The sequence below is a fragment of the Streptomyces sp. NPDC050388 genome, from assembly GCF_040655635.1.
Lineage (GTDB): Bacteria > Actinomycetota > Actinomycetes > Streptomycetales > Streptomycetaceae > Streptomyces.
On record NZ_JBFAKH010000103.1, the window covers coordinates 1 to 21,540 of the forward strand.

Sequence of the window (21,540 nt, forward strand, 5' to 3'; positions counted from 1 at the left end):
CTTGGGGCGGGACATCACACACCTCCCGATCGGCACGAACTCGCACCAGTGCACCCAGAATAATGCAAACACCCTATTTTGTTAGGGGCTCTAAGCGAGGACAGGGCAGCAAACCAGAACCGGTCGGCCGGCTCGTAGCGCACCGGTCCTGCGAGTTGGCGGCGCAGGACCGTGTTCTCGTGCCGCAGCACGAACAGTTCAGCTTCCTTCGTGGTGTCGCGGCGCAGCAGTATGCCGGGGACGGCCAGCAGCTTCCGGGTCACCCTGTACGGCAGCGAGACGATCACCACGACAGCATCCCAGCTGCTACCGACGCTCCAGGACACGGGTACGCACCTGCAGCGATGACTTTCCGAGCGGTACAGGCAGGGAACTGCCCCCGCACCCGCTGGTGCTGACGCGATCTCCCTGCCTTGGCACGGCCGGACGTGGCGGAGCCCGGGAGTCGTATCCAGCTCCCGGGCCCCTGGGGATGCCACCCAATTGCGCACGCCGGCGGCGTTTAAGAGGACGGATCAGTCATCATGCCGTCGTGTTCTTCCTTTGAACTACCGCACCATGTGAGAGGTGCAGGCGAGAGTCGAACTCGCATCCGACGGCGTTCGTCCGGCCTCGGTCGATCCGGCGATCGGCGGCGATGCTGAGACTGGAGCGAGAGTCTGAGATTGACCGCGGCTGCCTCTGCCATGTTGGGCTACCCCGGCCCGTTGGTGGTGCTGTGCCGGGGGAAGGACTCGAACCTTCACTGTCACCGCTTCTTCAGGCTGAACTTCAGTGTCAGCTTGCGCTCATCGCGCGAACCGGTCCTCAATCCGGCCCGCGCCTGACGCGCACCCCCGCGCTCGCACGCGGGGGCGATCGTGGATGCTACCCGTGGCCGGCGTCAGCCGAGCAGGTAGCCGAACACCGCGTCGCCGACCCGCTGGTCGGTGACCTCGGCGCCGTTGGCCTCCTCGCGGGCGAACTTGACGGCCTGCTGGAGCTTCTCGACGCGCTCCACCAGTTCGTTGACCCGCCGCGCCGGGAGTGCTCCGGAGAACTTCACGGTCGTCCAGTACCCGATGGGCACGTCCTCGTAGTACACCTCGACCTGCGCCGGGTGCTTGTCGGTCGCCTCCGCCTTGACGTGGTTGCGCGGGACCTTCTTGGTGCGGATCGTGCGGACCGGGTCCGTCTTCCACCAGTCCGTGGAGGGGTCGTGGGACCAGGACTCGGCTGCGTCGAGGGTGGGGAGTTTCTTGATGAACGTGTGCAGGTCGGTGAGCTGCTTCTCCAGGAACAGCAGATAGCTGACCGGGACGTCGGCGATGATCGTGCGACCGTCGACCGTGACCTCCGCGCGGGCCGTGCAGTTGGCCCAGTCCTTGGTGGCGGTCACGTCGAACAGCCGGGTGAGCGACGCGGACATTTCACGCAACACGTCCTCGGCCTGCACCTGCACCCGCGTGGACTCGGGCGGCAACTGCTCGCCTTCCTCGTCCTTCGGCTGGTACGTACGCGAGATACCGGCCAGCAGCGCGGGCTTCTGCACCTTGTGGTGCGCCGCGGTGATGTCCTGGAGCGACTTGCTCTTGACACCCTTTTCGACAGCGATGATCTGGTTCAGCTTCGCCACTTCAGGTCCCCCTTCGAACAGGCAGGAACGTACCTCACCGGTTCGAACGTCCGCACTCCCTTTATCGCCCTGTCCCAGGGGTGCCGCCGCGTGACCATGGTGCTCACAGCGGGTGGCTCCGAGCCGGCCCGTGCCCGCCTCGCCCCGGGCCGCAGCGCAGGTCAGCGGGGCGCCGGTGAGCGCGGCCAGGCCCTCCCGCAGTGCACCGCCTCGCCCTGGAACGGACCCCTCCCCGCCTCGTTGTCGAACCGGCCGTCGAGCCGATCACCCGCCACGCTGCCGCCCTGCTCGCCGACACCGGTCCGGGCGGCCACGTGCTTTCGCGGAGGTGGTCTGCCCGGCAGGTGGTCGCGCAGTGGTTCCCCACCTCCCACTCGGCTGACCCGGACGACGTGACGCTGCGCCCGGATGAGTACCCCGACTACGGCCCCGCCGAGTTCCTCGACCAGCGCGGGGGCCGAGCACCAGGGACCCGCGGCTCAGGTCGGCCCATCGGTATGCGGTGAGTGCCGCGTTTTCCCCCGGCTGGGCTCATGGCGTCACCCCCGGGACATGCCCGAAATGACAGCTATAGGGGCTGTCGTTACGTTCATCGCAGGTCGGTCGCCCGGCCGACGTCCGTGAGACAGAGAGAACTGACATGCCCACGCGTACATTTGCTGTGGCCGCTGCCGGCATAGGCACGGCAGTCCTCGCAGCCACCGGTATCACCTACGCCTCGACCTCCGGATCCACCCCGACGTCTCCATCTGTTCATCACGCGGCCGCACCTGTCCAGCGGGCTGCCCAACCCGTCCAACAAGCCGCCCAGCCTGCCCAACAAGCGGCCCCTGCCGCGGCTTCCTCGGGCGGCGACAGCGCACGCGGAGAGAAGAAGGACGAGGGCCGCGACCACGAGGGCGGCGGACGCGGCTACGGCCACAAGGAAGAAGGAAGGATTTACTTCAACGAACGTGAGTACTCCGCCGCCGCTGAGGGCTGCGTCACCGCGGCCAGCGGGCTGGGCTCCAGCAGCTTCAACGTTTTCAATGACAGCCGGAAGACTGTCGAGGTCTTCCGCGGCTTCACCTGTGACAACGGCGCTCCGGTCGCCACCGTGGGTCCCCACGGCGCCACCAATGGCGTGGTGCCCCGTACCGTTCAGGGGAGCCTGTTCGGTGACGATGGTGTCGTGGGCAGCTTCCGGGTGATCGGCGACTACGACGAGTGGTGACAGCGCCGCCCAAAGCTCTGAGGGGCTCTCCGCTTTCCTGGACATCGGAGCCGTGTGCGCAGGTTCGAATCCTGACGGCGGCACCCCTTCTGAGGTGCTTAAAGACCCCGTGCCCAGCGGAAACGCTGAGTGCGGGGTCTTGTTGCATGTGCAGGCGAGTGCGGGCCCGTGCAGCGCCATAACAGTGATCACGTAAGCTTGACTCTGTCGGGGATCTTGGAGTTTCGCGGCGCGACAGCATGATCAACGGGCATGCTCGGGTGGTTCCGATAACCGATGCAGCCGTCGAGGTGCCCGGTGTCCCTCCGTCCCCGTTCCGGTGAGCAAGTCCCGCCTCTGACCGCGCAGATCGCGCGGGCGAGCAACCCGGATGGCACGACGGCGATATGGATGCGCGACCGGCTCGATGGGCTGTGGCGCGACCAGGACTTCACCGTAGAAACGCTCGAATTCCCGCAGGGCGTGGAGCAGATGCCGCTGATCCCAGCTCAAGGTCCGGTCCAGCAGCTCGCGCCGACAGGTCTGCACCCAGCGTTCCATGACCGCATTCATCCGCGGCATCCGGACACCGCTGAGCACGACCTCGATCCCCGCATCGGCGAGGACCGCGTCGAACAGGGCGGGGAACTTCCCGTCCCGGTCCCGGATCAGGAACCGCGCCCGGCAGCCGGCATCCTCCAGGTCCATGACGAGATTCCTCGGGGCCTGCGCCACCCACGAGGCCGTCGGGTGCGCGGTCGCGCCCAGGATCCGGATCCGTCGGCCGGCGTGCTCGAGCACGGCGAACACGTACAGTCGTGCCCCGGTCAGGGTGACCGTCTCGAAGAAGTCGCAGGCCGGCAGCGCGTCGGCCGGGGCGCGCAGGAAGCCGGCCCACGTGCTGGAGGTCCGCTCGGGCGCCGGGTCGATCCCGGCCTCCCGCGGGATCTCCCAGACCGTGGAGGCGGCGGCCTTCACGCCCCGTACCGGCAGCTCGCCGTAAAGGCGCCGGTAGCCCCCGTGGGATTTTCCCGTGCCGGGCGCAGCACCAAGGCGCGGAGGGAGCGCACGGTGCGGGCCCGGGCGCTTCGGCCTGGACTGGGCGGCGTGGCGGCGGGCGACCGGGTCGCGGTGCCAACGGAGCACCGTGTCCGGCCGCACCGGCAGCCGCGGTCTGCGCGGCACGTCCCGCGGCAGCCGGTACGGCAGCGCCGCCGGGAAAGCCCGGTCACTCGGGCTGAAGCGCACCTTCTCCTTACCGAGTCGGCGCTCCGGCACCGGCAGTTGGTGGCGCAGGGCGAGGATCTCCACGTCCTTGTCCCGCTCGCTCATTGAGAGCAGGCGCGGCAGGGCGAACGCGTTCGCCCTGCCCAGGTGGGCCAGTCGTGGCGGCACGGTTGGTCATCATGCCGCGTTGATCGACAGCCGCGCGACGGCACAGACTCGACCGACCGCACTCGACCTCCCGTACCCCCCCCGCACACCGGCTCCGACCAGGGCGGATGAGGTTATCGGCAAGCGCAACCTTCCGCGAAGACGACTCCAAGATCCATATCGGCCGGCTCCCGCGCGTCATGGCCGGCCTGCGCAACCTCGCCATCGGCATCCACCACCAGGACGGCCACACCAACATCGCCGCCGCGCTACGTCACGCCGCCCGCGACTGCCACCGCCCCCTGACTGCCCTCGGCCTCGCAGGATGAACCCGGACAGAACTGATCATGCAACGGACCCTGTGGAGGACGTGGGGAACGGTCGTACTCAAGGAAGCGAACCCCAGGCGCTGCAGGATCGGGCGGCTCTGCTCCGAGGCGTGGACCTACAGGTAGCGGTGACCCAACCCGGCGGCGATACGGGCCCGGTGGGCGACCAGCGCTCGGTAGATGCCGCGGCCTCGCCACGCAGGAAGCGTCCCTCCACCCCCACAAACTGGCGAAGTCGGTTCCTGGGTGCAGTTCCATGCGAGCCGCGCAGACCGGCACGTCGCCAGCCATCGCGACCACCATACTGAACGTCTCTGGGTATCGTACTGGCAGAGTCGCGTATCAAGCTGTCGCGTATTCTCCGCCTTGGCCTGGATTCCTGTGACTGACCGTGACATTGGCCTCCCTCAGCGACTGAGAATCCACGACACTCGAACACGCGACTGCCAGTCAGCAGGGCCCAACTGGTCCTCATCGCCTACCAGACGGGACTGGTTCAGGCGGGGCCGCCCGGGCAGTGAAGTGCGGCAAGGGGAAGGTTTCAGGGCTGGGTCGGCGGCTGGTCCGTCTCGCGCAGGGTAAACACTGCCTCCGTCGTGCGGCACAGTGCATGCACCGCGTGACGCAGCGAGCGCCAGGAGGTGAGACCCAGCAGGACACCGACCGGGGCGGCGGGCCACCACCAGGCGCCCAGGACCGTGAACGCCGCGCTCCAGGCGAGGCCTTCGCAGGCCGCGTCGTAGGCGTCACGAGTCTCGGCGAGTGCGGCGCGGGGCGGGTCGGCCGCACCCAGCAGGAGCGCGGTCCAGCCGCGGACGACATCGCCGCCCGTGGCCGCTGTGACGTTCTCCTCGGTGCGGCGGAACCGGTCGCCCGTCCAGGTCGGCGACCTGGGCTCCCCGGCGGCTCTGGCGCGGGCCGCTCGCATGTCGAGGCGGTCGGCGCGCAGCGCGTGCCCGTTGGCGCGGGCCCGTACGGACTGCCTGGCCAGGGTGTCCGGCTCCACCCAGCGCCGCGTCCGCCATGCCTTCAGCCGCCGGCCCACCGGCATCAGCCACCACGGCCAGGCCCCCGATGCCAGCGCGCCGATCGCGACCGCGGCATACGGCACCGCGAACGCGGCTCCCACCACCGGTACCGCGAAGAGCACGAGCGAGGCGACGGTGTCCGCGGACAGGCCACCGTCCGTCCGCAGCGCGCCGGCGATCCGCTCGCGGGCGAGGCCGACGCCGTTCCAGTGCGTGTGGCCCAGCTCCCCGCCGCCGACGACCGCGACCACCACGAACAGCGCGGCGGGCAGCAGCCGCCGCAGGAACCAGCCGTCGGGGATGCGCTTGTGCAGTTCGACGAGGAGCCCCATCGGCGTCAGCCGTCCACGAGGCGCATCGGTCCCCCGCCCAGAGCGCAGGCCGGTGTCGCAGCCGAGGTTCCGTCCCGCAGTTCGACCCGGCCACAGCGATTCGATGGGCAGACCCAGCCGACGGAGAGCGGTGTGGCGTCGCCGGGCCAGTCGCCCACGCCCATGACGGTGGGCAGTCCGAGCCCGTTCGGGACCCCGGCCTCCTCGACCGCGACGTGCAGCGCGCGTACGGCGTCCCGCCACTCCGCGCCGGCCGGATCCGCGTCCCGGACGACCGGGAAGGCCGACTCCCAGACGCCGGGGTCGATCAGCGGACGCAGCCCCTCGACATTGCGGCACAGGTATTCCACGGCGTCCCCGTACACCCTGCGCGCTTTCGACCCGTCCCCCACGCCGGCCTCCCTGAAAGTCCTGAGAACCACTGCCCCCTGACAGGCGGTCAGACTAGTCTAGAGAATGATGTCCGAGCTTCGAGAACGAGTGGTCGCACGTCTCGTTACGGCCCAGAACGCCCGTGATCCCGCACCTCTGCGTGATCAGGACGCGGTGGCCGACGCGCTGGCCCTGCTGCGGCAGGCGGCGCCCTCGCCCGAGGGCTCGATCGACCTCGGCGCGCTGGCCGACGTCTTCTGGACCTTCTGGTTCCGCCACCAGGGCGCCGAGGACCCCGAAGCGACACAGAACCTGACCGTCGTATTCGGTGTCTTCGGCTTCCTGTGCCGGCGTATGCCCGACAGCGACCGGTTTCCCGAGGAGTTGAGGCAGGGCTTCGCCCCCGCCGATCCGTCCCACGAGGCGCGGTTCGCGCATCTGATGAGCGCGACGTACGCCGATGCCGTGACCGGCGGGCCGCAGCAGGAGCGGACCTCCGCGCTCGAGCATGCGCTCGTCTGGTCGGACACGGCGTTCGAGTACGTGAAGGCCGAAGACCATGCGGGATTCCTGCAGTTGGCCGTCCAAGCCCACGACCTCCACCTGATCCGCTTCCAGTCGGCGGCGGAACCGGACGGGCTGGCCGCCGCGGCCCGGTACGGGCGGGCGGTGTACACCCGGCTCGTCTCCGTCGAGCCTGGCCTGTTCGACGTCGACGGGGCGCGGGACCTCGCCGCAACCACCCTGCGCACGGTGGTGGATTCCGCCCGGCTGCTCGGCACACCCCGACTCGCCCTCGTGGAACGGCTGGTCGCGGCCATGCCTGACGGCACGCTCACCCCGGAGACCGTCGAGGGGCTGCGCTTCCTGCGCCTGCTGGATGCCCAGCCCGTCACCTGGCCCGGCGAACGCGACCTGCACATCGGCACGGCGATCGCCGAAGCGGGCATCGCCGAGCACGACGTGGGCCGTATCGCCTGCGCCGTACGACGGCTGCGCGCGGCCCTCGCCGACACCCCCGCCGGCCATCCTGCGCACCCGCAGGTCACCATCGCCCTCGGACGGGCGCTCGCGGGCCTCGCGGGGGAGCGCGAGGACGAGGCGACGGCCCTGGAGGCCATGGAACTCCTCGATTCGGCCGGGGCGTTGAGCGACGAGTACCGTGAAATGCTCTCCTCCTACCGGGAGTTGCAGGACCTTACCCGCGGCGAGGCCCCCCTCGACCTGGAGCGGGTCGGGCCGCTCCTCGGCCGCTTCTCCGAGCGGGCCCGAGAGCGTGCCGCACGCGACGGCGACCCCGTGGATATCGACCTCGAACTCGTCGGCCTAGCCGTCGGATTCGAGCCCGACGACACCTCCGACGAGCGGGTCGCCCGCTACCGCACCGCCCTCGCCGCCGTCCCCGCCGACCGGCCGCACCGCCACGCCTACGTCGCCGTACTGGCCGCGCTCACCGGGCTGCGGGCCGAGGCCCTGCGCGACAGTGAGCCAGACCGGGCCGATCTGCTTGCGGCGGAGTCCCGGGAACTGACCGAGGAAGTGGCGGCCGGCGCCCCGGCCGGGTTCCAGGCGACGGAGCTGCTGCGGCGGGGCATTTTCGCGCTCGCGCTGCCCGTCGCCGTCATGTCGGCCACGACAGGAGACGTTCCGGACGAGGAGACACATGCGCTGGTGGCGAAGCTGGCCCGCATGGACGACGTACGCCTGGAAGGCCCCGAGACCCTCGAAGCCGACATCGGGATCATCCGGGAGCTCTTCGAGGGCCTCGACGAGGACGACGACACCTTGCGCCCCTACCTCGCCGCCGTGCTCGGCAGCGCCCTGTCCGCCCTGACCGCCCGGTCCTACGACCCTGACACGCTCGAAGAGATCGTCGAGCTGCTGCGCGAGGCCCGGGCCAACGCGTCCGACCTCCCGGGCGAGTTCGACCGGATCCTCGCGGACGCGCTCACCACCCTGTCGATCGGCAAGTTCGACGTGGAGGGCGCACGCGAGGCGGCGGCCCTGCTCGCCTCGGCGCCGGACGCACCAGGCATTCCGGCGGTCGAGACGGAGCCCGCGCCCAGCGACCTGCTGCTGTCCGAGACCGACAGGGAGCTGCTGTCGGCCCACACCGAGCTCCACAACGCCCTCCAGAACTACCTGTTCGGCCATGAACCGGCCCAGCTGGAACGGGCCCGGCAGATCGCCCACCGCATGCGGGACGTCACACGCGCCGCGCCCGCCGGGGACGGCCTGCCCTGGTACGACCTGATGGGCGACGCCTATGCCGACCTCGTCGAGACCGTGGGACCCGGGGGCGGCCCGCGTGCGGACCTCAGCGACGCCGTGGTCGACCAGTGCCGGGCGACCTTCGCCAAGTCCCCCGCCGGACACCCGATACGGCCGATGACCGCGATGACACTCGTCCGGGCGCTCGCGCAGAGAGCCGTCGCGCTCCGGGCCACCGAACCGGACCGGGCCGATGCGCTGCTGGCCGAGGCGGGCGAGTTGAGCCATGTCCTTTCGGAGGAGACGCCGGAGGGATCCCCGGTCGACGAGGGCGCCACGATGCGCATGTTCCTCGACTTCATCGGCCGAGACCACCTCCCGGAGGTGACCGCCACCACGAGCGCTGCCCCGCGCCCTTCGGGGGCACCCGGCAGCCCGGAGGGCTTCCTCGACTCCCTCCTCGCGCCCATCCGGGCCCGCCTCGAAGGCATCGAGGTCCCCGGCGCGTGGAGCGGCCCCGGGATCCCGGTCTGGATGCGGGCCCACGGCGAGATCGGCGCCGCGGCCGGTGCGGCAGGCCGGGGGCAGTCCGACGTGGCCCTGTCGCATCTCGAAGCGGCCGTCGAGGCCATGGCAGGCATCACCGACCGGGGCAGCGACCAGGCGTCCGCCGAGCACGGTCTGTCGACGTTCGAGGGGGACATCAGGTCGATCGTCGAGCTGATCCTCGCCCACCTCGTCGGAGCCGAGCTGGCCGCCCGGATCCCCGCCCGGCTGGAGGCCCTGGAGCAGGCAGTACGCGCGGTGGAGGCGGGGCAGAGTCCGCCCGAACTCGGCACTCTGGAGCGCACGGTCGAAGGCCCCGAGGTCGACCGCGTCGTGGAGCTCCTGGAGCGCGGCCGCGGTCTGCTGCTGGCCCGGCGGATCGAGGCCCGCGCCGACATCGGCGACCTGCGTTCCGTACACCCCGGGCTGGCCGACGAGTTCGAGCGGCTGACCGAACAACTCGACGCGGAACCCGAGACGGCGGCCGCGGCCGGTGACGCCGAGTGGGCCCGGCTGGCGGGCCTGCGCGCATCCAACGAACTCGACGAACTGGTACGGCGTATCCGCACCCAACCTGGCTTCGAGGGCTTCCTACGTCCGCTCACCGCACGGGAGTTGCGCGCCCTCGCCGCCGACGGCCCGGTCGCTGTCCTCAACCACGGCAGGTTCCTCTGCCACGCCCTGGTCGTCACGTCCCGGTCGATCACCGCCCTGCACCTGGACGTCAAGCCCGACGAGATCACCGACACGGCACGGCGGCTGCGCGACGCGGTGGACGCCATCAACGCGCAAGGCGTGTCCCGCCCGTCCCCGCTCCAACTGGTCACGGCCGGGAACACGGTCCGCGAGACGCTCGTCTGGACCTGGCACAAGATCGTGCGCCCGGTGCTGGAGCTAGCCGGTTCGGCGACTCCCATCCCCCGCCACGCCGCGTGGCCACGCATCTGGTGGGTCCCCACCGGCCCCTTCAGCGCCCTGCCCCTGCACGCGGCCCAGTGCACGGCACCCGACTGCGAACTCGACGGCTGCGGCGCCGCCCTCGACGCCGTGGTGTCGTCATACGTACCGGGCCTGCAGACCCTGGCATACGCCCGCGCCCGCACCCGGCAGCGCGACACGGCCGACCACGGCAGCGCCCTGCTGGTAGCCGCACCCGAGGACGACCTCCCCGGAGTAGCGGCGGCCGCCGACTACGCGGCCGAACTCCTGGGCTCGCACCAGCCGTTGATCGGCCAGGCAGCCACCCGCGAGGCCGTGCTCACCGCACTCCACGACGCCTCCTGGGCCCACTTCGGCTGCCACGCCGCCACCGACCCGGGGGAGCCCTCCGGTGCCCTCCTGCACCTGCCGAGCGGCGAGCCGGTCTCGGTCCTGGAGATCTGCCGCGCCCGCCCCCGCTCGGCGCAGCTCGCCTTCCTGGCGGCCTGCGGCACCGCCCGCACCGCCGAACGCCTCACGGATGAGGCCATCCACATCACGAGTTCATTTCTGCTGGCGGGCTTTCCGACGGCAGTCGGCACGCTGTGGAAGATCGATAGCACACATGCGGATCACATGACGCGGGACTTCTATCGCCGTACGACGGCCGCCGACAGTGTCAGTACCGCGCACGCCCTGCACCACACGGTTCGCCAGCTACGGCGCCGTATCCCGGACCGGCCGCACATCTGGGCGGCGTACGTCCACGCGGGGACGTAGGTCAGGCCGCCGGTTCGCACGGGCAGGGGCGGTGCTCCTGTGCGACATCCCCCGGTGCGGTCACCGCGCCGGGTCGCGACGATGTGTGCGGTATCCGGTGGCTGCGGTCGCGGTCGTCGTGGGGAGTGCCGCCTGTGCCGCTCGAAAAGTCATCGTCGCCGGTCAAGCGGTGTAGCGGTACGCGCCGATCACGCCGCCGAGGATCTGGTTCCGCAGCACTCGGCGGGCGTCGAGGTCGTGCACGGTGGCGTCGGGCCGTTCCCTGGCATCGGGCGGTAGTCGCCGTCGGGCCTGGTGAGGTCGGTGGGCGTGGCAGTGCCGCCGGCAGGCGGCCAGACCTGCCGGGCGTGAGCCTCGCCCCTGATGAGAACGGGCTCGAGGGCCGCACGCCGGATGCTGCCGGTGGTCCTCCCGCCGTGGGCGTTCCTCCGCGGCACTCGCGGCGCGCTCTGGAGGATCTCCGTCTCGTCGGCTGCGACGACCGCGTCGAACGCCTCGCCGTCTGTGTCATCGCGGTCGCGCGACAGGAAGCGCAGTGACTGCCAGCGCGTGCCCGGGTCGGCGGCGAGGATGCGTGCCGGGTGGACGGCCCGTGCCGGGTGGGCGGTGCCGCCGGTGCTAGGCATCCGGGCCGTGCTCGAGCAACGCCGGCGGGTACCGCCCGCTGCCCGGCGCGGTGTCGCTGGGCGGGAAGGCGCGGGCGATGTTCCCTTCGGCCCGGGCGGGGAGGACCTCGCGCCGGGTGGGGCCAAAGCGGCGCGGGGCCGGGTCGAGGCCCGCGGCGTGGAGGATTTCCCGGACCGTCCAGGCGACGACGGGGTGGCCGGGCCGGCCCGCCCTGGATCCTCCTGCCCCACCGGGGGTTCTCCCGCGCCGGACGCGGGATGAGCTTTTTGATCGCCTCCCTGGTCGGCGGCCGTCCGGTGCGCGGGCGCCGTCTGCTGTGGTCCCCCCTGGGCGGCGCTGCACCGGCGGTGCCGGGCCAGGAGCGCGCCGGGGTGACCGGGAAGACCGGGCGCCAAAGCCGCCGGGGCAGCAGCGCGGCCAGCGCCGCGCACCGGAACCGGTCCGCGGGCTCGGAGCGGACCGGACCCTTCCACTGCCGGCGCAGCACCGCGTTCTCGTGCCGCAGCACGAGCAGCCCGGCGTCCCAGCAAGTGCCGCGGCGCGGCGGCACCCTGGGAACGGACGGCGGCTTGCGAACCACCGTGTACCGCCTGGAGAGGATCACGGCGGACATGGTCCCAGCCGAGAACGCTCCACCGTCCCGACCTGCGGCGACGACTTTACGAGCCCCACAGGCTTGACCCCGGCGCCCCCCTCACCAGCTCACTCATCACATTCGATCACTGACCACGCCGGAAGCATCTGTCTCATCCTCTCGGGGCCAGCGGCCTTCTATGTACAGCTGGATGAGCGCGGCGTGGGAGAGCGGGGTGGCGGGATCGGCGACGTCGCCGTTGGTGGTGTAGTCCAGGAGGACGACATCCTGCTTGTCGCGGAGCCGCTCGACCAGATCTGCCACGCGGTGCTCGAGGACCCATCGGTAGGCCGGCAGGTAGATCCGGCGCCGGGCCGTCTCATAGGGCAGCAGCCGGTCGCCGTGCAGACCGGTGCGGTGCCCCTGGACGGGGCCGTACCGGCGCACCGTCCGCTTCAGTCCCTTCATCGCCGTGATCTCGAGCTTCGCCGGGTCGACGTCGGACTGCCGGAAAACCTTGAGGGCCTGCCAGATCCCCTCCACCGACTGGCCGGTCACACCGTCGCAGTAGGGGACCGGGATGCCGCCGTGCGGGTAGAACGGACTCAGCCGCACCCACGGCTGCGGCGCCCTGGAGGTCACATCGATGATCTCCGCACCGGGGAACGCGGCGGTCAGCGACGCCATCGCACGGCGACGGCCGGCAACACGGATCGACATCTGAAGGCTCCCTGCCTCGGTGACGTGAGCGCCCAGCATCCCCCACCTCACTGACATCTCCCCGCGGCACAAGACACCATCGAGGTGGGAGGACCGGGGCGTGTCGGTGGGCCGAACGTGCTCCGGGTGGGCGTTCGGCTTCGATCCGGGCCCGCGGACGTCGTCGCCCCGCGGCTTCTTCGCCTCCCCGTGTCCGCCGTCTCGCGCGACAGACGGGCCGTGGTGCTGTGGGCGTGGGCGGAGCGGGGCAGCGGCGGCCTGGTGGTGTTCCACCTGGCGGCAGCGGAGCGGGGCGAGGAGGTGTTCGCGTATACGGTGCGCGGCACGGGCGTCGAGCGCTCGGGGGCGGTCCCTCGGGCGCTGGATCCGGCGCGGATCTTGGCGAACGTCTTCGAAGAGGACCATGCCAACGCCCCACAGCGGGATGATCTCCAGCCACGAAGAACCTGCCCGAGCCACATACGCGGGTGCGCCGACAATCGCCCGCCGCCGGCGCACTGCACTGACCTACATGCGGCGCGGTGCCTGCTACGGCATGGGCACCGGAGTGATCGGCCCGGCCTTCATGTGGGTGCAGCGGTGTCACCTGTGACCGCACGCTGACGTCTGGTGGAGCAATCGACCCGATGCAGCCGCCCCACCCCGGAGCAGCCCTGCCCGCTTCGGCCAAGGCCAAATGGGACCAAAGCTCTCGTGTGTGGTCTCGGCTCCGCTTCTCCAGCAGATTCATTGGGACCTCAGCACTTCACCGCGCAGATTCGTGGGGCGATGCGCCTTCGCCGGGAGCGGGCGACTGGCCCGCATTGCAGCCGTTCCGGCGCTGCCTGCTACCACCCTGCTACCATGTAGGTGTGACTGTCTCGAAGAAGCAGACTCAGGTCCGGCTGGAGCCCGATGTGCTCGCCGCCGGCAAGGACGCCGCCGCAGCCCGCGGCCTGGACTTCAACCGGTACGTCGAACGGCTCATCATCGAGGACACCACCGGGGCCCGCGCCGCCGGCATGGCGGCCGCCCAGCGGCTCATCACCGAGCACGGCGCCTTCCTCGACGACCTGGAGCAGCAGCTCGACGCCCCGTACGACCAGCTGAAGCCCGGCGCCGTCGCGTGATCCTGCACATCGACGAATCCTGGATCCTCGAGGTCGCCGAACGAGCAGGTCGCCGGGACCCCGGCGTGGACGACTACGGTGTGCCGATCGCCGCTGTCGCGCGCCACCGCGGCGAGCTCCTCGACCACCCCGTCTACGACGGCCCCTACGCACGGGCCGCTGCCCTCGTGCACACACTCGGCCGCTGCCGCTGGCTGGAACGGTCGAACCTGACGGTTGCCTGCGCAGTCGCCGTCATGTACCTCGAGGCCAGCAACGTCCCCGTCAACCCCACCCGCGAGCAACTCACCGCACTCGCCCACGAGCTGAACAGCCCGACCACCACCGCCGCCCGCATCGCTTCCTTCCTGCGCACCTGGAAACCATGACGACCGGCCCGCCGCCCGCTCGCGTGCCTGTGCTCTGACGCGTAAAGGGCAGCAGGTCAGGGTGGGTGCGGGCAGGGTCGGGTGCCCGGTGGCCGTGCTGGCCGCCGGGGGTGCTGGCGCTGGTCGTTCAGGCCGCGTCTTCGATGGGGTTGAGGGTGACGGTGTAGCCGAGCTGGTTGAGCGCGTTGATCGCTCGGCGGGTGGCGCGTTCGGGGTCGCGCTGGGTGAAGTAGGTGCCGCCGAGCTCGTGGTGGGGAACGTCGTCGGTGAGCATGTGCCAGATCGCGGTGATGATCGAGTGCTCGACGGCGACCAGGGCCTTGAGCGGGCCGCGGCGGGCGGTGAGCCGTTTGTAGCGGGCCTGGAGGTAGGTGCCCCTTGGTTCTTGCGGCGCCAAAGGCGGCCAGGCTGAGGCCTGAACCGCTCCGGATTCGGTGGAGCCTCCATCAGACCCGGAGCGGTTCACACTGCAATCCCCCACCCACCGACGCACACCAAACTGATCAGCGCAGGCCAGACCACCAACTACTGATCAGAAAAACCGCTACTGGACAGCCGCCCTCGCAGAGCTGGGGGTGGAATGGGCCTGATGCTCCGCCGGCCGGACGGGTGGTGAATCGGATGGTCAGTGAAGTACACAGTCAGGCCCCCGCGACGAGCGTCCTGGGGGCCGGGCCTGGTAGAGAAGCTCCGTCGATCCCCGCCCGGGGGTTCGGGTGGTGTCCGGTCAGCCGGTGGCGGCCTTCGGCTCGCGGCTCCGGCCAGTGGTCCTCCCGGCGTTTTCCTGGCGCGGCGCCCGGGGGATGGCGACGGAGATCACCGCGGCGATGATGCCGACACCGCAGCCGATCACCAGGCCGATGCGGAAGCCTCCCTCGGACACCAGGGCGTGGTTGCCGGTCACGGTGGTCATCTGGGCGAGGGTCACACCGATCACGGCGGCACCGATGGAGCTGCCCAGCGAGCGCATCAGCGAGTTGAAGCTGTTGGCCGTGGAGGTCTGGCTGCGTGGGACGACGCCCATGATGAGGGCGGGCATGGCGCCGTAGGCGATGCCCACACCGCCCTTGATGATCATGTGGGCGGTCATCAGGCCTGGCGCGGTGCCCATGAGGAGCAGGGCCGCGGCGTAGCCGACGGCGATGACCGAGGCTCCCAGTATGAGGGTGAACTTGGCTCCGCGGGAGTTGATCAGCTTGCCTCCGACGGGCGAGAGGAAGACCTGGATGAGGCCGCCGGGCAGCATCCACAGGCCGGTGGCGAGCATCGACTGGCCCAGGCCGTAACCGGTCTCGGTGGGCAGCATGAGGATCTGCGGAGTGACCAGCATCGTGGCGTACATGCCGATGCCGGTGAAGATCGACGCCGTATTGGTGAGGAGCACCTGCGGGCGGGCGGCGGTCCGGAGGTCGACCAGGGGGTCGCGGGTACGCAGCTCCCACCAGCCCCATGCCGGCAGGGCGATCACGGCGCCGGTGAAGCAGATGAGGGTCGGGGCGGCGGTCCAGCCCCAGTCGGCGCCCTTGGAGACGGCCAGCAGGAAGCAGACGAGGCCGATGGCGAGGGCGATGGTGCCGGGCAGGTCGAAGCGCTGGCCGGCGGCGCCGGTGGTGCCCTTTGGCACCACCTTGAGGATGGCCAGGGCGAGAAGCACGCCGATGACGGCGGTGGCCCAGAACATGACACGCCAGCTGGCGAACTGCGCGACCGCGGCGGCCACCGGCAGGCCCAGGCCGCTGCCGATGCCCAGGGAGGCGCTGATCAGGGCGACGGAGGTGCTGAGCTTCTCCGGCGGAACGGTGTCGCGGAGCAGTGAGACGCAGAGCGCGACGATGCCCAGCCCCATGCCCTGCAGACCCCGACCGACGATCATGGGTATGACGGAGGAGGCCAGCGCGCAGACGGCGGAGCCGACCACCAGGGGCGCCAGGCAGACGAGGATCATGCGCCGCTTGCCGACCATGTCTCCCAGGCGGCCGGCGACCGGCATGAAGACCGCGCCCACCAGGAGAGTGACGGTGACGGCCCAGGCGGTGTCGGAGGGGGTGGCGTGCAGGATGCGCGGCAGCTCGGCGAGAAGGGGCGTGATGAGGGTCTGCATCATCGCCGCGACCGTGCCCACGAGTGCGAGGGTGGCGATCACCACGTTCGTGCGTGGGGCGCTGCGCGTTGTGTCCAAGAGGGGTCTCCACGGAGAAGGCGTCAGGAGCAGCGGGGCGCCGAGCTCCCTCACACGAGGTTTGCGTCATACAAATCTTTTGCATCATACAAACGTTTTGCGTCTACCCATGCCGGGGGGTTGAATTGCCGCGTGCGAGGATGGACCAGGGGAGCGAGGAAGCCATGCCGAGACCGATCGACGAGCTCGCGTACGAGCACATGCTGCTGACCCGCTACACCCTCCACAACCTGACCGGTCGGCACACCGAGGGGCTCGAGCGCAGCGCGTACGTGCTGCTCAGCCGCCTCCTCGCGCAGGGCCCCATGTCGGTGGGCGAACTCAGCGACGCCTTCGAGCTCGACGTCTCCACGGTTCACCGGCAGACCGCCGCAGCCATGAGGGCGGGCCTGGTCGAACGGATACCCGACCCCGGGGGCGGGATGGCCCGGAAGTTCCGGGTCACCGAGCTCGGCGAGAAGCAGCTGCACGACCACCGGGCCGCGCTGCGGGAAGCCTTCGGCGCACTGCTCGAGGACTGGCCGGACGAGGATTTCGACGCCTTCGTGACCTACCTGCGCCGCTTCAACACAGCCGTCGAGCACCGACGAGGGCGCCCCTGGCCACGGCCGTGATTCCTGAGAACGCCCGGCAGGAACCCGCTACAACCCGAAGCCCACACCGCAGAAGGTGACACTGCCCGCTTCCCACCGCCCGCCCTGCCAGCACACCACCCGCACACCCCGGGACCAGCGGCAACGCACTCCCCGTCATACCGACCGGCAACCACGTGATGCGAACAGGCGGCCCCTCGCGCCCCTCTTCAGTCCTTGGCGTGCATCTGCTTCTGCTCATGGGTCTGCGGCAGGTCGCGCTCGCGGCGCATCGGGCTCGTGGCGAGGACGAGCCAGCAGGCCGCGACGACACTCGTCATGAGCCACATGGCTGGCCGGTACCCGACGGCGTCGCCGAGCACGCCGCCGAGCAGAGAGCCGATCGGGATGGTGCTGTGGTTGATCACCATGGCCGTCGCCACGACCCGGCCGAGCATGTGCGGCGGGCAGTAGGTCTGCCGGAAGCTGCCGACCACGACGTTGGCCACGGAGATGCCGATCCCGACGAAGAAGGCTCCCATCGCGAACAGCAGCAGCCCCGGCCCCGCCGTGGTCATCGGCAACAGCAGCGCGAACGGCGCGGTGGCGATCTGCAGGAGAAGCAGCCCGCGTGCGGTGCCGAACCGCCGACTGACCCTGGTGGCCACCAGCGCGCCCACGATGCCGCCGGTGCTGCCGCTGGCCAGCAGCAGCCCGACCATGGCCGGGTTCAGGCCGACGGTGCGGACCAGGAACACGACCTGGACCGCCTGGTATCCCATCAGCGCCATGTTGATCACGGCGCCCCACGTGACCATCGGCCGCAGGTACCGATCCCGGCCCACGAAGCGGAGCCCTTCGATGACCTGCTGTCGGAGGGGGGCACGTTCCTCGTCGGGAATGCGGTCCGGCTCGACGACCCCGATCCGCTTCAGGCAGATGGCGGAGACCAGGAACGTTGCCGCATCGGCCACGAGTGCGGTGACCGCGCCGAACCCCTGGGCGAGCAGCCCCGCCACCCCCGGCCCGGCCACCTGGGTGGCGGCCTCACTGCCCTGCAGCTTGGCGTTGCCCTCCAGCAGATCGCGGCCGTCGAGCACGATGTGGATGTACGAGTGGTAGGCGGTGTTGAAGCACACCGCCGCGGTGCCGCAGACCAGCGCGACCACGACCAGGTGCCGGAAGGTGAGCGCGTCGAGCCACGCTGCCAGCGGAATGCTCACCAGCGCCGCGGCGGACACCAGATCGCATGCGATCATCAGTGGCCGTTTACGCGTCCGGTCCACCCATGCGCCCACCGGCAGACCCACCAGCAGCCAGGGCAGCCAAACCGCCGCAGCGATCAGACCGACGGCGGTGGAGTTGGCGTCCAGCACGACGACCGCGATCAGCGGCAGGGCCACCGCAGTGATGCCGTTGCCCAGCCCGCTCACGGTCTCGCCCATCCAGAGCAGGCGGAAATTTCGTTGGGCGAAGACTCCCCAGCTCGTTCGGGGCCGATCCGGCGTGCCATTCATCGATTCCATTCGAGGCATCATGCCGCGAGCACTCACAACCCTGCTGTCTGGTTGGCCAGTTGAGCTTCCGTAGCGGCGAAGCGGGGACGGAACGTGCGAAACGCACGAGTGCGAGGAGCGCGCAGCGCGGGGCCGGCGGCGAGGGCATCTGCCAAGACGCCGCCCAAGGCGCCCGGCACGGCACTCTCCGGGGCGCCCCACAAGGTGTTTCGCAGGGCGCCTCACCGATCCGGCCCTGACCGGAAAACCCACACGTCACAGGCTTGGCCAAGGGGGGCCGGGCGCGCCGACTACTTCCCCAGGAGACCCCGGTACGGGACCTCTACGGGCAGGACCGCCCGGTTCCGCCGGGTCCCGGCGGGCCCTGCTCCGGACCGGGCAGCGCCGCCGCCAGGAGCACCGCCTGGTGCTGCCCGGAGTTCACCGCCTCGCACGCGCGCCACGCGCGCACATTGGGCCGGGCCGGAGCAGCCGACCGAGCGGTGAGGAAGAAGATTCCGGCGGCGGGGAGAATCGGGCGATGACCGACCGCCGCCCACTGGGCACCGGACCCGTCCCTACCAAGCCCCCTCGCGCGGACGGCAGCCCGCCCCCGGCGCCGCGCGCCCAACTCGCCGCAGAACGCCTCTCCGCCGCCGTCCCGGCCGCCACGGAGCCGGCGCCCACGCCCCCGCGTCCGGCCGGTGGCGCTCCACCACCGTCACGGCCTCACCCGGAGGCCGTCGCCTGGCCCTCGACGGGGATGTTCAGTCGGTCGGCCACGGTGATGAGAGCCGTCCCCAGGGGGAGTGCGACCCGGGTGAGGGCGTGCCGGTCGCCCCGGGTCGGGTCTCGGTTGACGATCAGTATCGGCTTCCCGGCCTGGGCTGCCTGGCGGACGAACCGGAGCCCGGACATCACCGTCAGTGAGGAGCCCAGGACCAGCAACGAGGCTGCCTCACGGACCATGTGGCGGCAGTGCTCGACCCGCTGCGGCGGGACGGTTTCGCCGAAGAACACCACGTCCGGTTTAAGAATGCCGCCGCAGACCGCACAGGGCAGCACGCGAAAGTCCCCGACCTGTTCGTCGGTGAGGTCGGCGTCACCGTCCGGGTTGATTCCGGCGGCCACCGGCTCGAAGCCCACGTTGGCCTCCTCCAGCCGCCGGGCGAGTTCGCGGCGCGGGCTGAAGGCGCCGCAGGAAAGGCAGACGACCCGGCCCAGGCTTCCGTGGAGTTCCACGACGCCCTCGCTGCCGGCGACCTGGTGCAAGCCGTCGACGTTCTGGGTGATCACACCCGAGAGCAGGCCGTGCCGCCCGAACGCGGCCACGGCCCGGTGCCCGGCGTTGGGGCGGGCGCGGGCGAAGACGCGCCGGCCGAGGTGGCTGCGCGCCCAGTACCGGCGCCGAGCCCGGGCGTCGGCTGTGAAGTCCTGGTAGGTCATCGGGGTGTGCCGGCTCAGGCTCCCGCCCTCGCCCCGGTAGTCGGGGATACCCGACTCCGTGGAGATGCCCGCCCCGCTGAGCACCAGCACACCGCCGGCGCTCAGCACATCGGCGACCGGCTCCAGATCTGTGGTGCCCGGCGGCAGGTCCTCGGCAGGGAGCCAGCTCACAGTGGGGCGCACGCGCATGCCGCCAGGGTACGGGGACAGGCCGGCTTCAGCCGTTCTCACCGGTCAGCAGAATGGCGCACCGTGCCGGTGTGCGGCCCTGGCCTGTTTCGGCATGGCTTGTCACGGGAGGCGGAAGGGAAAGGGGGGCATGCGACAAGCCGGTGGCCCGGGCGAGAGGAAGACCGTCTGCCGAGGCGGGCACGTATCGGCCATGGTTGCGGGGTTTTTCGGCGGGGCGGTGCGAATCACGTGGGCCATGTGTCCTGCTTGGCTGCTTCGTGGCGTTCACGAAAGCCCCGCCGATCTCGGATGTCCGTCAAAGCGAATCAAGCACAGCGGCAACCAGATCCAGATCGTGCACAGCCAGGACAGCGGGCACCGCAGTCTCGCTGGACGGCTTCATCGCCGACGACCACGATGAAGTCGGCCCCCTCCGGCTGGTGAGGCACGGAGACGTCCGTTGGACCTTTCCCGGTGGTGACGACGAGTGCCGGACCCCGCGGGCGTCAGTGGCACGGCGCCGTGCACGTTCATCGGCAGTGTCGAGGTTGCTCAGGAGTATGCCGGCCAGCGGCCGGGCCCTGCGGCTCGGTCTCATCGACCAGGTCGTCGTCTACCTTGTGCCGGTTCTGTTCGGCTCCGGCTCGCGCCTCGCGACGGGACTGTCGCGAGTGCGGAGCGACGAGTGCCTGGCGGTTGAGGGCGTGGACCCCGTCCGTGCGGCCGTCGTACGTGTACGCGTCCTTGGCTGGTGCCCGTTGCTCGAACAGACGACGAAGTGCTTCCGCAGGATTCTCTGGAGGGAGCGGAGCACCGCCTCGGACGTTTGAAAGCCTCGTCCTCCGGCGTGCAGGACCGGGGGTGAAGCTCCGACCTCGAACACGGTGAGCTCGATCCATCACTCGTCCGTCGGATCTCCACGCGCCATGAATCAAGATCGTCTCACTATCGGGATCCGCTTGCGGCACACGCCCTGATGCCGTGCCGCCGGAGGGGGCCAGCCCCGTGGCGGTGAACGGCTCACCGCCGCCTGCGAGGCCGTGGGCAGGGGGCGGTGAGCCACAGGGTGCCGGTCCGGCGAACCTCTGGAGCCGGAGCCGGTGGTCCGGCTGCTCAGCCGACAGTCGGCAGAGCCCGGCGTGAAGAAACCGCGTTCAGCATCTTCTGCGCCACCGGCTCCCCGCTGTCCGCGTCGACGAAGCTGACGCGGACAGCGGGATCATCGGGGGTGTCGCGGCTGGCGGTGGCGTCCAGGGCGAAGACCACGGACACTGGTCGTGCGTTCTCCCGCGTCCCGTACACACCCGAGTACAGGAGGATGCGCCAGTCGTCTTCCTCCCAGTGGTCCAGCAGACCCGACCGGACCACCGGGGAGGCGGTCTGCCAGGCGAGGGAGCGTTCCAGCAGTTCCACGCTGGCGGCGACCGGCACGCGGTCCCCCCGCTCACTGCCGAAGAACGGGTGCCCCCACACACGGAGCCTCAGACGGCGCAGGGGAAGCAGCCACCACCGGTCGAGATCGACCGAAAGTGCCACCAGGACGACCACGGCGACGGCCAGAAACACGAGCGAGCCGCCGGG

General features: G+C 70.6%; 16 protein-coding genes and 5 pseudogenes. 8 read left to right on the plus strand and 13 right to left on the minus strand.

Annotation, left to right across the window (positions count from 1 at the left end; genetic code table 11):
• Positions 1–92: 92 nt before the first annotated feature.
• Both AB0I73_RS35280 and AB0I73_RS35285 read right to left on the minus strand, forming a co-directional pair.
• Positions 93–287: pseudogene (locus tag AB0I73_RS35280) on the minus strand (integrase); the annotation flags it as partial.
• A gap of 596 nt (positions 288–883) precedes the next feature.
• Positions 884–1,615 carry a hypothetical protein gene (locus AB0I73_RS35285; RefSeq protein ID WP_363044396.1) on the minus strand — a complete coding sequence of 244 codons (732 nt, stop codon included), beginning with the start codon at positions 1,613–1,615 and terminating at the stop codon, positions 884–886.
• A 194-nt stretch (positions 1,616–1,809) separates the two neighbouring features.
• Between AB0I73_RS35285 and AB0I73_RS35290 the strand changes: the two are divergent.
• Together AB0I73_RS35290 and AB0I73_RS35295 are read left to right on the plus strand one after the other, a co-directional pair.
• Positions 1,810–1,929: pseudogene (locus AB0I73_RS35290) on the plus strand (DNA-binding protein); the annotation flags it as partial.
• Between the two features lie 326 nt (positions 1,930–2,255).
• Positions 2,256–2,828 carry a hypothetical protein gene (locus tag AB0I73_RS35295; protein WP_363044398.1) on the plus strand — a complete coding sequence of 191 codons (573 nt, stop codon included), beginning with the start codon at positions 2,256–2,258 and terminating at the stop codon, positions 2,826–2,828.
• Positions 2,829–3,071: 243 nt separating this feature from the next.
• Here the strand turns inward: AB0I73_RS35295 and AB0I73_RS35300 are convergent.
• Positions 3,072–4,202 (minus strand): annotated as a pseudogene (locus tag AB0I73_RS35300) (integrase).
• A 107-nt stretch (positions 4,203–4,309) separates the two neighbouring features.
• Between AB0I73_RS35300 and AB0I73_RS35305 the strand changes: the two are divergent.
• Positions 4,310–4,510 carry a hypothetical protein gene (locus AB0I73_RS35305; RefSeq protein WP_363044400.1) on the plus strand — a complete coding sequence of 67 codons (201 nt, stop codon included), beginning with the start codon at positions 4,310–4,312 and terminating at the stop codon, positions 4,508–4,510.
• On the opposite strand, the pseudogene AB0I73_RS35310 reads toward AB0I73_RS35305, so the two are convergent.
• The 3 genes and pseudogenes from AB0I73_RS35310 to AB0I73_RS35320 form a co-directional block, all read right to left on the minus strand.
• Positions 4,456–4,825: pseudogene (locus AB0I73_RS35310) on the minus strand (GNAT family N-acetyltransferase); the annotation flags it as partial. The gene AB0I73_RS35305 and the pseudogene AB0I73_RS35310 overlap by 55 nt on opposite strands.
• Positions 4,826–5,051: 226 nt before the next feature.
• Positions 5,052–5,870 (minus strand): hypothetical protein, encoded by an 819-nt coding sequence (locus AB0I73_RS35315; RefSeq protein ID WP_363044402.1) that lies wholly within the window; start codon positions 5,868–5,870, stop codon positions 5,052–5,054.
• Between the two features lie 5 nt (positions 5,871–5,875).
• Positions 5,876–6,262 carry a hypothetical protein gene (locus AB0I73_RS35320; protein ID WP_363044404.1) on the minus strand — a complete coding sequence of 129 codons (387 nt, stop codon included), beginning with the start codon at positions 6,260–6,262 and terminating at the stop codon, positions 5,876–5,878.
• Positions 6,263–6,329: 67 nt separating this feature from the next.
• Here AB0I73_RS35320 and AB0I73_RS35325 point away from each other — a divergent pair, with 67 nt between their 5' ends.
• Positions 6,330–10,697: a CHAT domain-containing protein gene (locus AB0I73_RS35325; RefSeq protein WP_363044406.1), complete on the plus strand. Its 4,368-nt coding sequence runs from the start codon at positions 6,330–6,332 to the stop codon at positions 10,695–10,697.
• A 188-nt stretch (positions 10,698–10,885) separates the two neighbouring features.
• Here the strand turns inward: AB0I73_RS35325 and AB0I73_RS35330 are convergent, their stop codons facing one another.
• Together AB0I73_RS35330 and AB0I73_RS35335 are read right to left on the minus strand one after the other, a co-directional pair.
• Positions 10,886–11,323 carry an integrase gene (locus AB0I73_RS35330; RefSeq protein ID WP_363044408.1) on the minus strand — a complete coding sequence of 146 codons (438 nt, stop codon included), beginning with the start codon at positions 11,321–11,323 and terminating at the stop codon, positions 10,886–10,888.
• A 710-nt stretch (positions 11,324–12,033) separates the two neighbouring features.
• Positions 12,034–12,618: a hypothetical protein gene (locus AB0I73_RS35335; protein ID WP_363044410.1), complete on the minus strand. Its 585-nt coding sequence runs from the start codon at positions 12,616–12,618 to the stop codon at positions 12,034–12,036.
• 851 nt (positions 12,619–13,469) lie between these two features.
• Between AB0I73_RS35335 and AB0I73_RS35340 the strand changes: the two genes are divergently transcribed.
• Positions 13,470–13,727: a hypothetical protein gene (locus AB0I73_RS35340; protein ID WP_363044412.1), complete on the plus strand. Its 258-nt coding sequence runs from the start codon at positions 13,470–13,472 to the stop codon at positions 13,725–13,727.
• Positions 13,724–14,095 (plus strand): fic family toxin-antitoxin system, toxin component, encoded by a 372-nt coding sequence (locus AB0I73_RS35345; RefSeq protein WP_363044414.1) that lies wholly within the window; start codon positions 13,724–13,726, stop codon positions 14,093–14,095. Before AB0I73_RS35340 ends, AB0I73_RS35345 begins: the two co-directional genes overlap by 4 nt.
• A gap of 127 nt (positions 14,096–14,222) precedes the next feature.
• Here AB0I73_RS35345 and AB0I73_RS35350 read toward each other — a convergent pair whose 3' ends face one another.
• Positions 14,223–14,492, minus strand: coding sequence for a hypothetical protein (locus tag AB0I73_RS35350; RefSeq protein ID WP_363044416.1), 270 nt, complete (start codon positions 14,490–14,492; stop codon positions 14,223–14,225).
• 330 nt (positions 14,493–14,822) lie between these two features.
• Positions 14,823–16,274: an MFS transporter gene (locus AB0I73_RS35355; protein WP_363044418.1), complete on the minus strand. Its 1,452-nt coding sequence runs from the start codon at positions 16,272–16,274 to the stop codon at positions 14,823–14,825.
• A gap of 164 nt (positions 16,275–16,438) precedes the next feature.
• On the opposite strand from AB0I73_RS35355, the gene AB0I73_RS35360 reads away from it, so the two are divergent.
• Positions 16,439–16,888, plus strand: coding sequence for a MarR family winged helix-turn-helix transcriptional regulator (locus AB0I73_RS35360; protein WP_109382950.1), 450 nt, complete (start codon positions 16,439–16,441; stop codon positions 16,886–16,888).
• Positions 16,889–17,076: 188 nt separating this feature from the next.
• On the opposite strand, the gene AB0I73_RS35365 is transcribed toward AB0I73_RS35360, so the two are convergent.
• The gene (locus AB0I73_RS35365; RefSeq protein WP_363044421.1) at positions 17,077–18,384 is read right to left on the minus strand and encodes an MFS transporter; all 1,308 of its coding nucleotides are present in this window, start codon (positions 18,382–18,384) and stop codon (positions 17,077–17,079) included.
• Between the two features lie 687 nt (positions 18,385–19,071).
• A complete protein-coding gene (locus AB0I73_RS35370) occupies positions 19,072–19,977 on the minus strand; it encodes an NAD-dependent protein deacetylase (protein WP_363044423.1) in 906 nt (301 codons plus the stop codon).
• A gap of 260 nt (positions 19,978–20,237) precedes the next feature.
• Between AB0I73_RS35370 and AB0I73_RS35375 the strand changes: the two genes are divergently transcribed.
• Positions 20,238–20,789 (plus strand): hypothetical protein, encoded by a 552-nt coding sequence (locus tag AB0I73_RS35375; RefSeq protein WP_363044425.1) that lies wholly within the window; start codon positions 20,238–20,240, stop codon positions 20,787–20,789.
• Positions 20,790–21,072: 283 nt separating this feature from the next.
• On the opposite strand, the pseudogene AB0I73_RS35380 reads toward AB0I73_RS35375, so the two are convergent.
• Positions 21,073–21,540: pseudogene (locus AB0I73_RS35380) on the minus strand (hypothetical protein); the annotation flags it as partial.

Coding starts and splice junctions, on each gene's coding strand:
- AB0I73_RS35295 (WP_363044398.1), top strand. CDS start 2,256: ATGCCCACGCGTACATTTGCTGTGGCCGCTGCCGGCATAGGCACGGCA.
- AB0I73_RS35305 (WP_363044400.1), top strand. CDS start 4,310: ATGAGGTTATCGGCAAGCGCAACCTTCCGCGAAGACGACTCCAAGATC.
- AB0I73_RS35315 (WP_363044402.1), bottom strand. CDS start 5,870: ATGGGGCTCCTCGTCGAACTGCACAAGCGCATCCCCGACGGCTGGTTC.
- AB0I73_RS35325 (WP_363044406.1), top strand. CDS start 6,330: ATGTCCGAGCTTCGAGAACGAGTGGTCGCACGTCTCGTTACGGCCCAG.
- AB0I73_RS35330 (WP_363044408.1), bottom strand. CDS start 11,323: ATGCCTAGCACCGGCGGCACCGCCCACCCGGCACGGGCCGTCCACCCG.
- AB0I73_RS35335 (WP_363044410.1), bottom strand. CDS start 12,618: ATGTCGATCCGTGTTGCCGGCCGTCGCCGTGCGATGGCGTCGCTGACC.
- AB0I73_RS35360 (WP_109382950.1), top strand. CDS start 16,439: ATGCCGAGACCGATCGACGAGCTCGCGTACGAGCACATGCTGCTGACC.
- AB0I73_RS35365 (WP_363044421.1), bottom strand. CDS start 18,384: ATGATGCCTCGAATGGAATCGATGAATGGCACGCCGGATCGGCCCCGA.
- AB0I73_RS35370 (WP_363044423.1), bottom strand. CDS start 19,977: ATGCGCGTGCGCCCCACTGTGAGCTGGCTCCCTGCCGAGGACCTGCCG.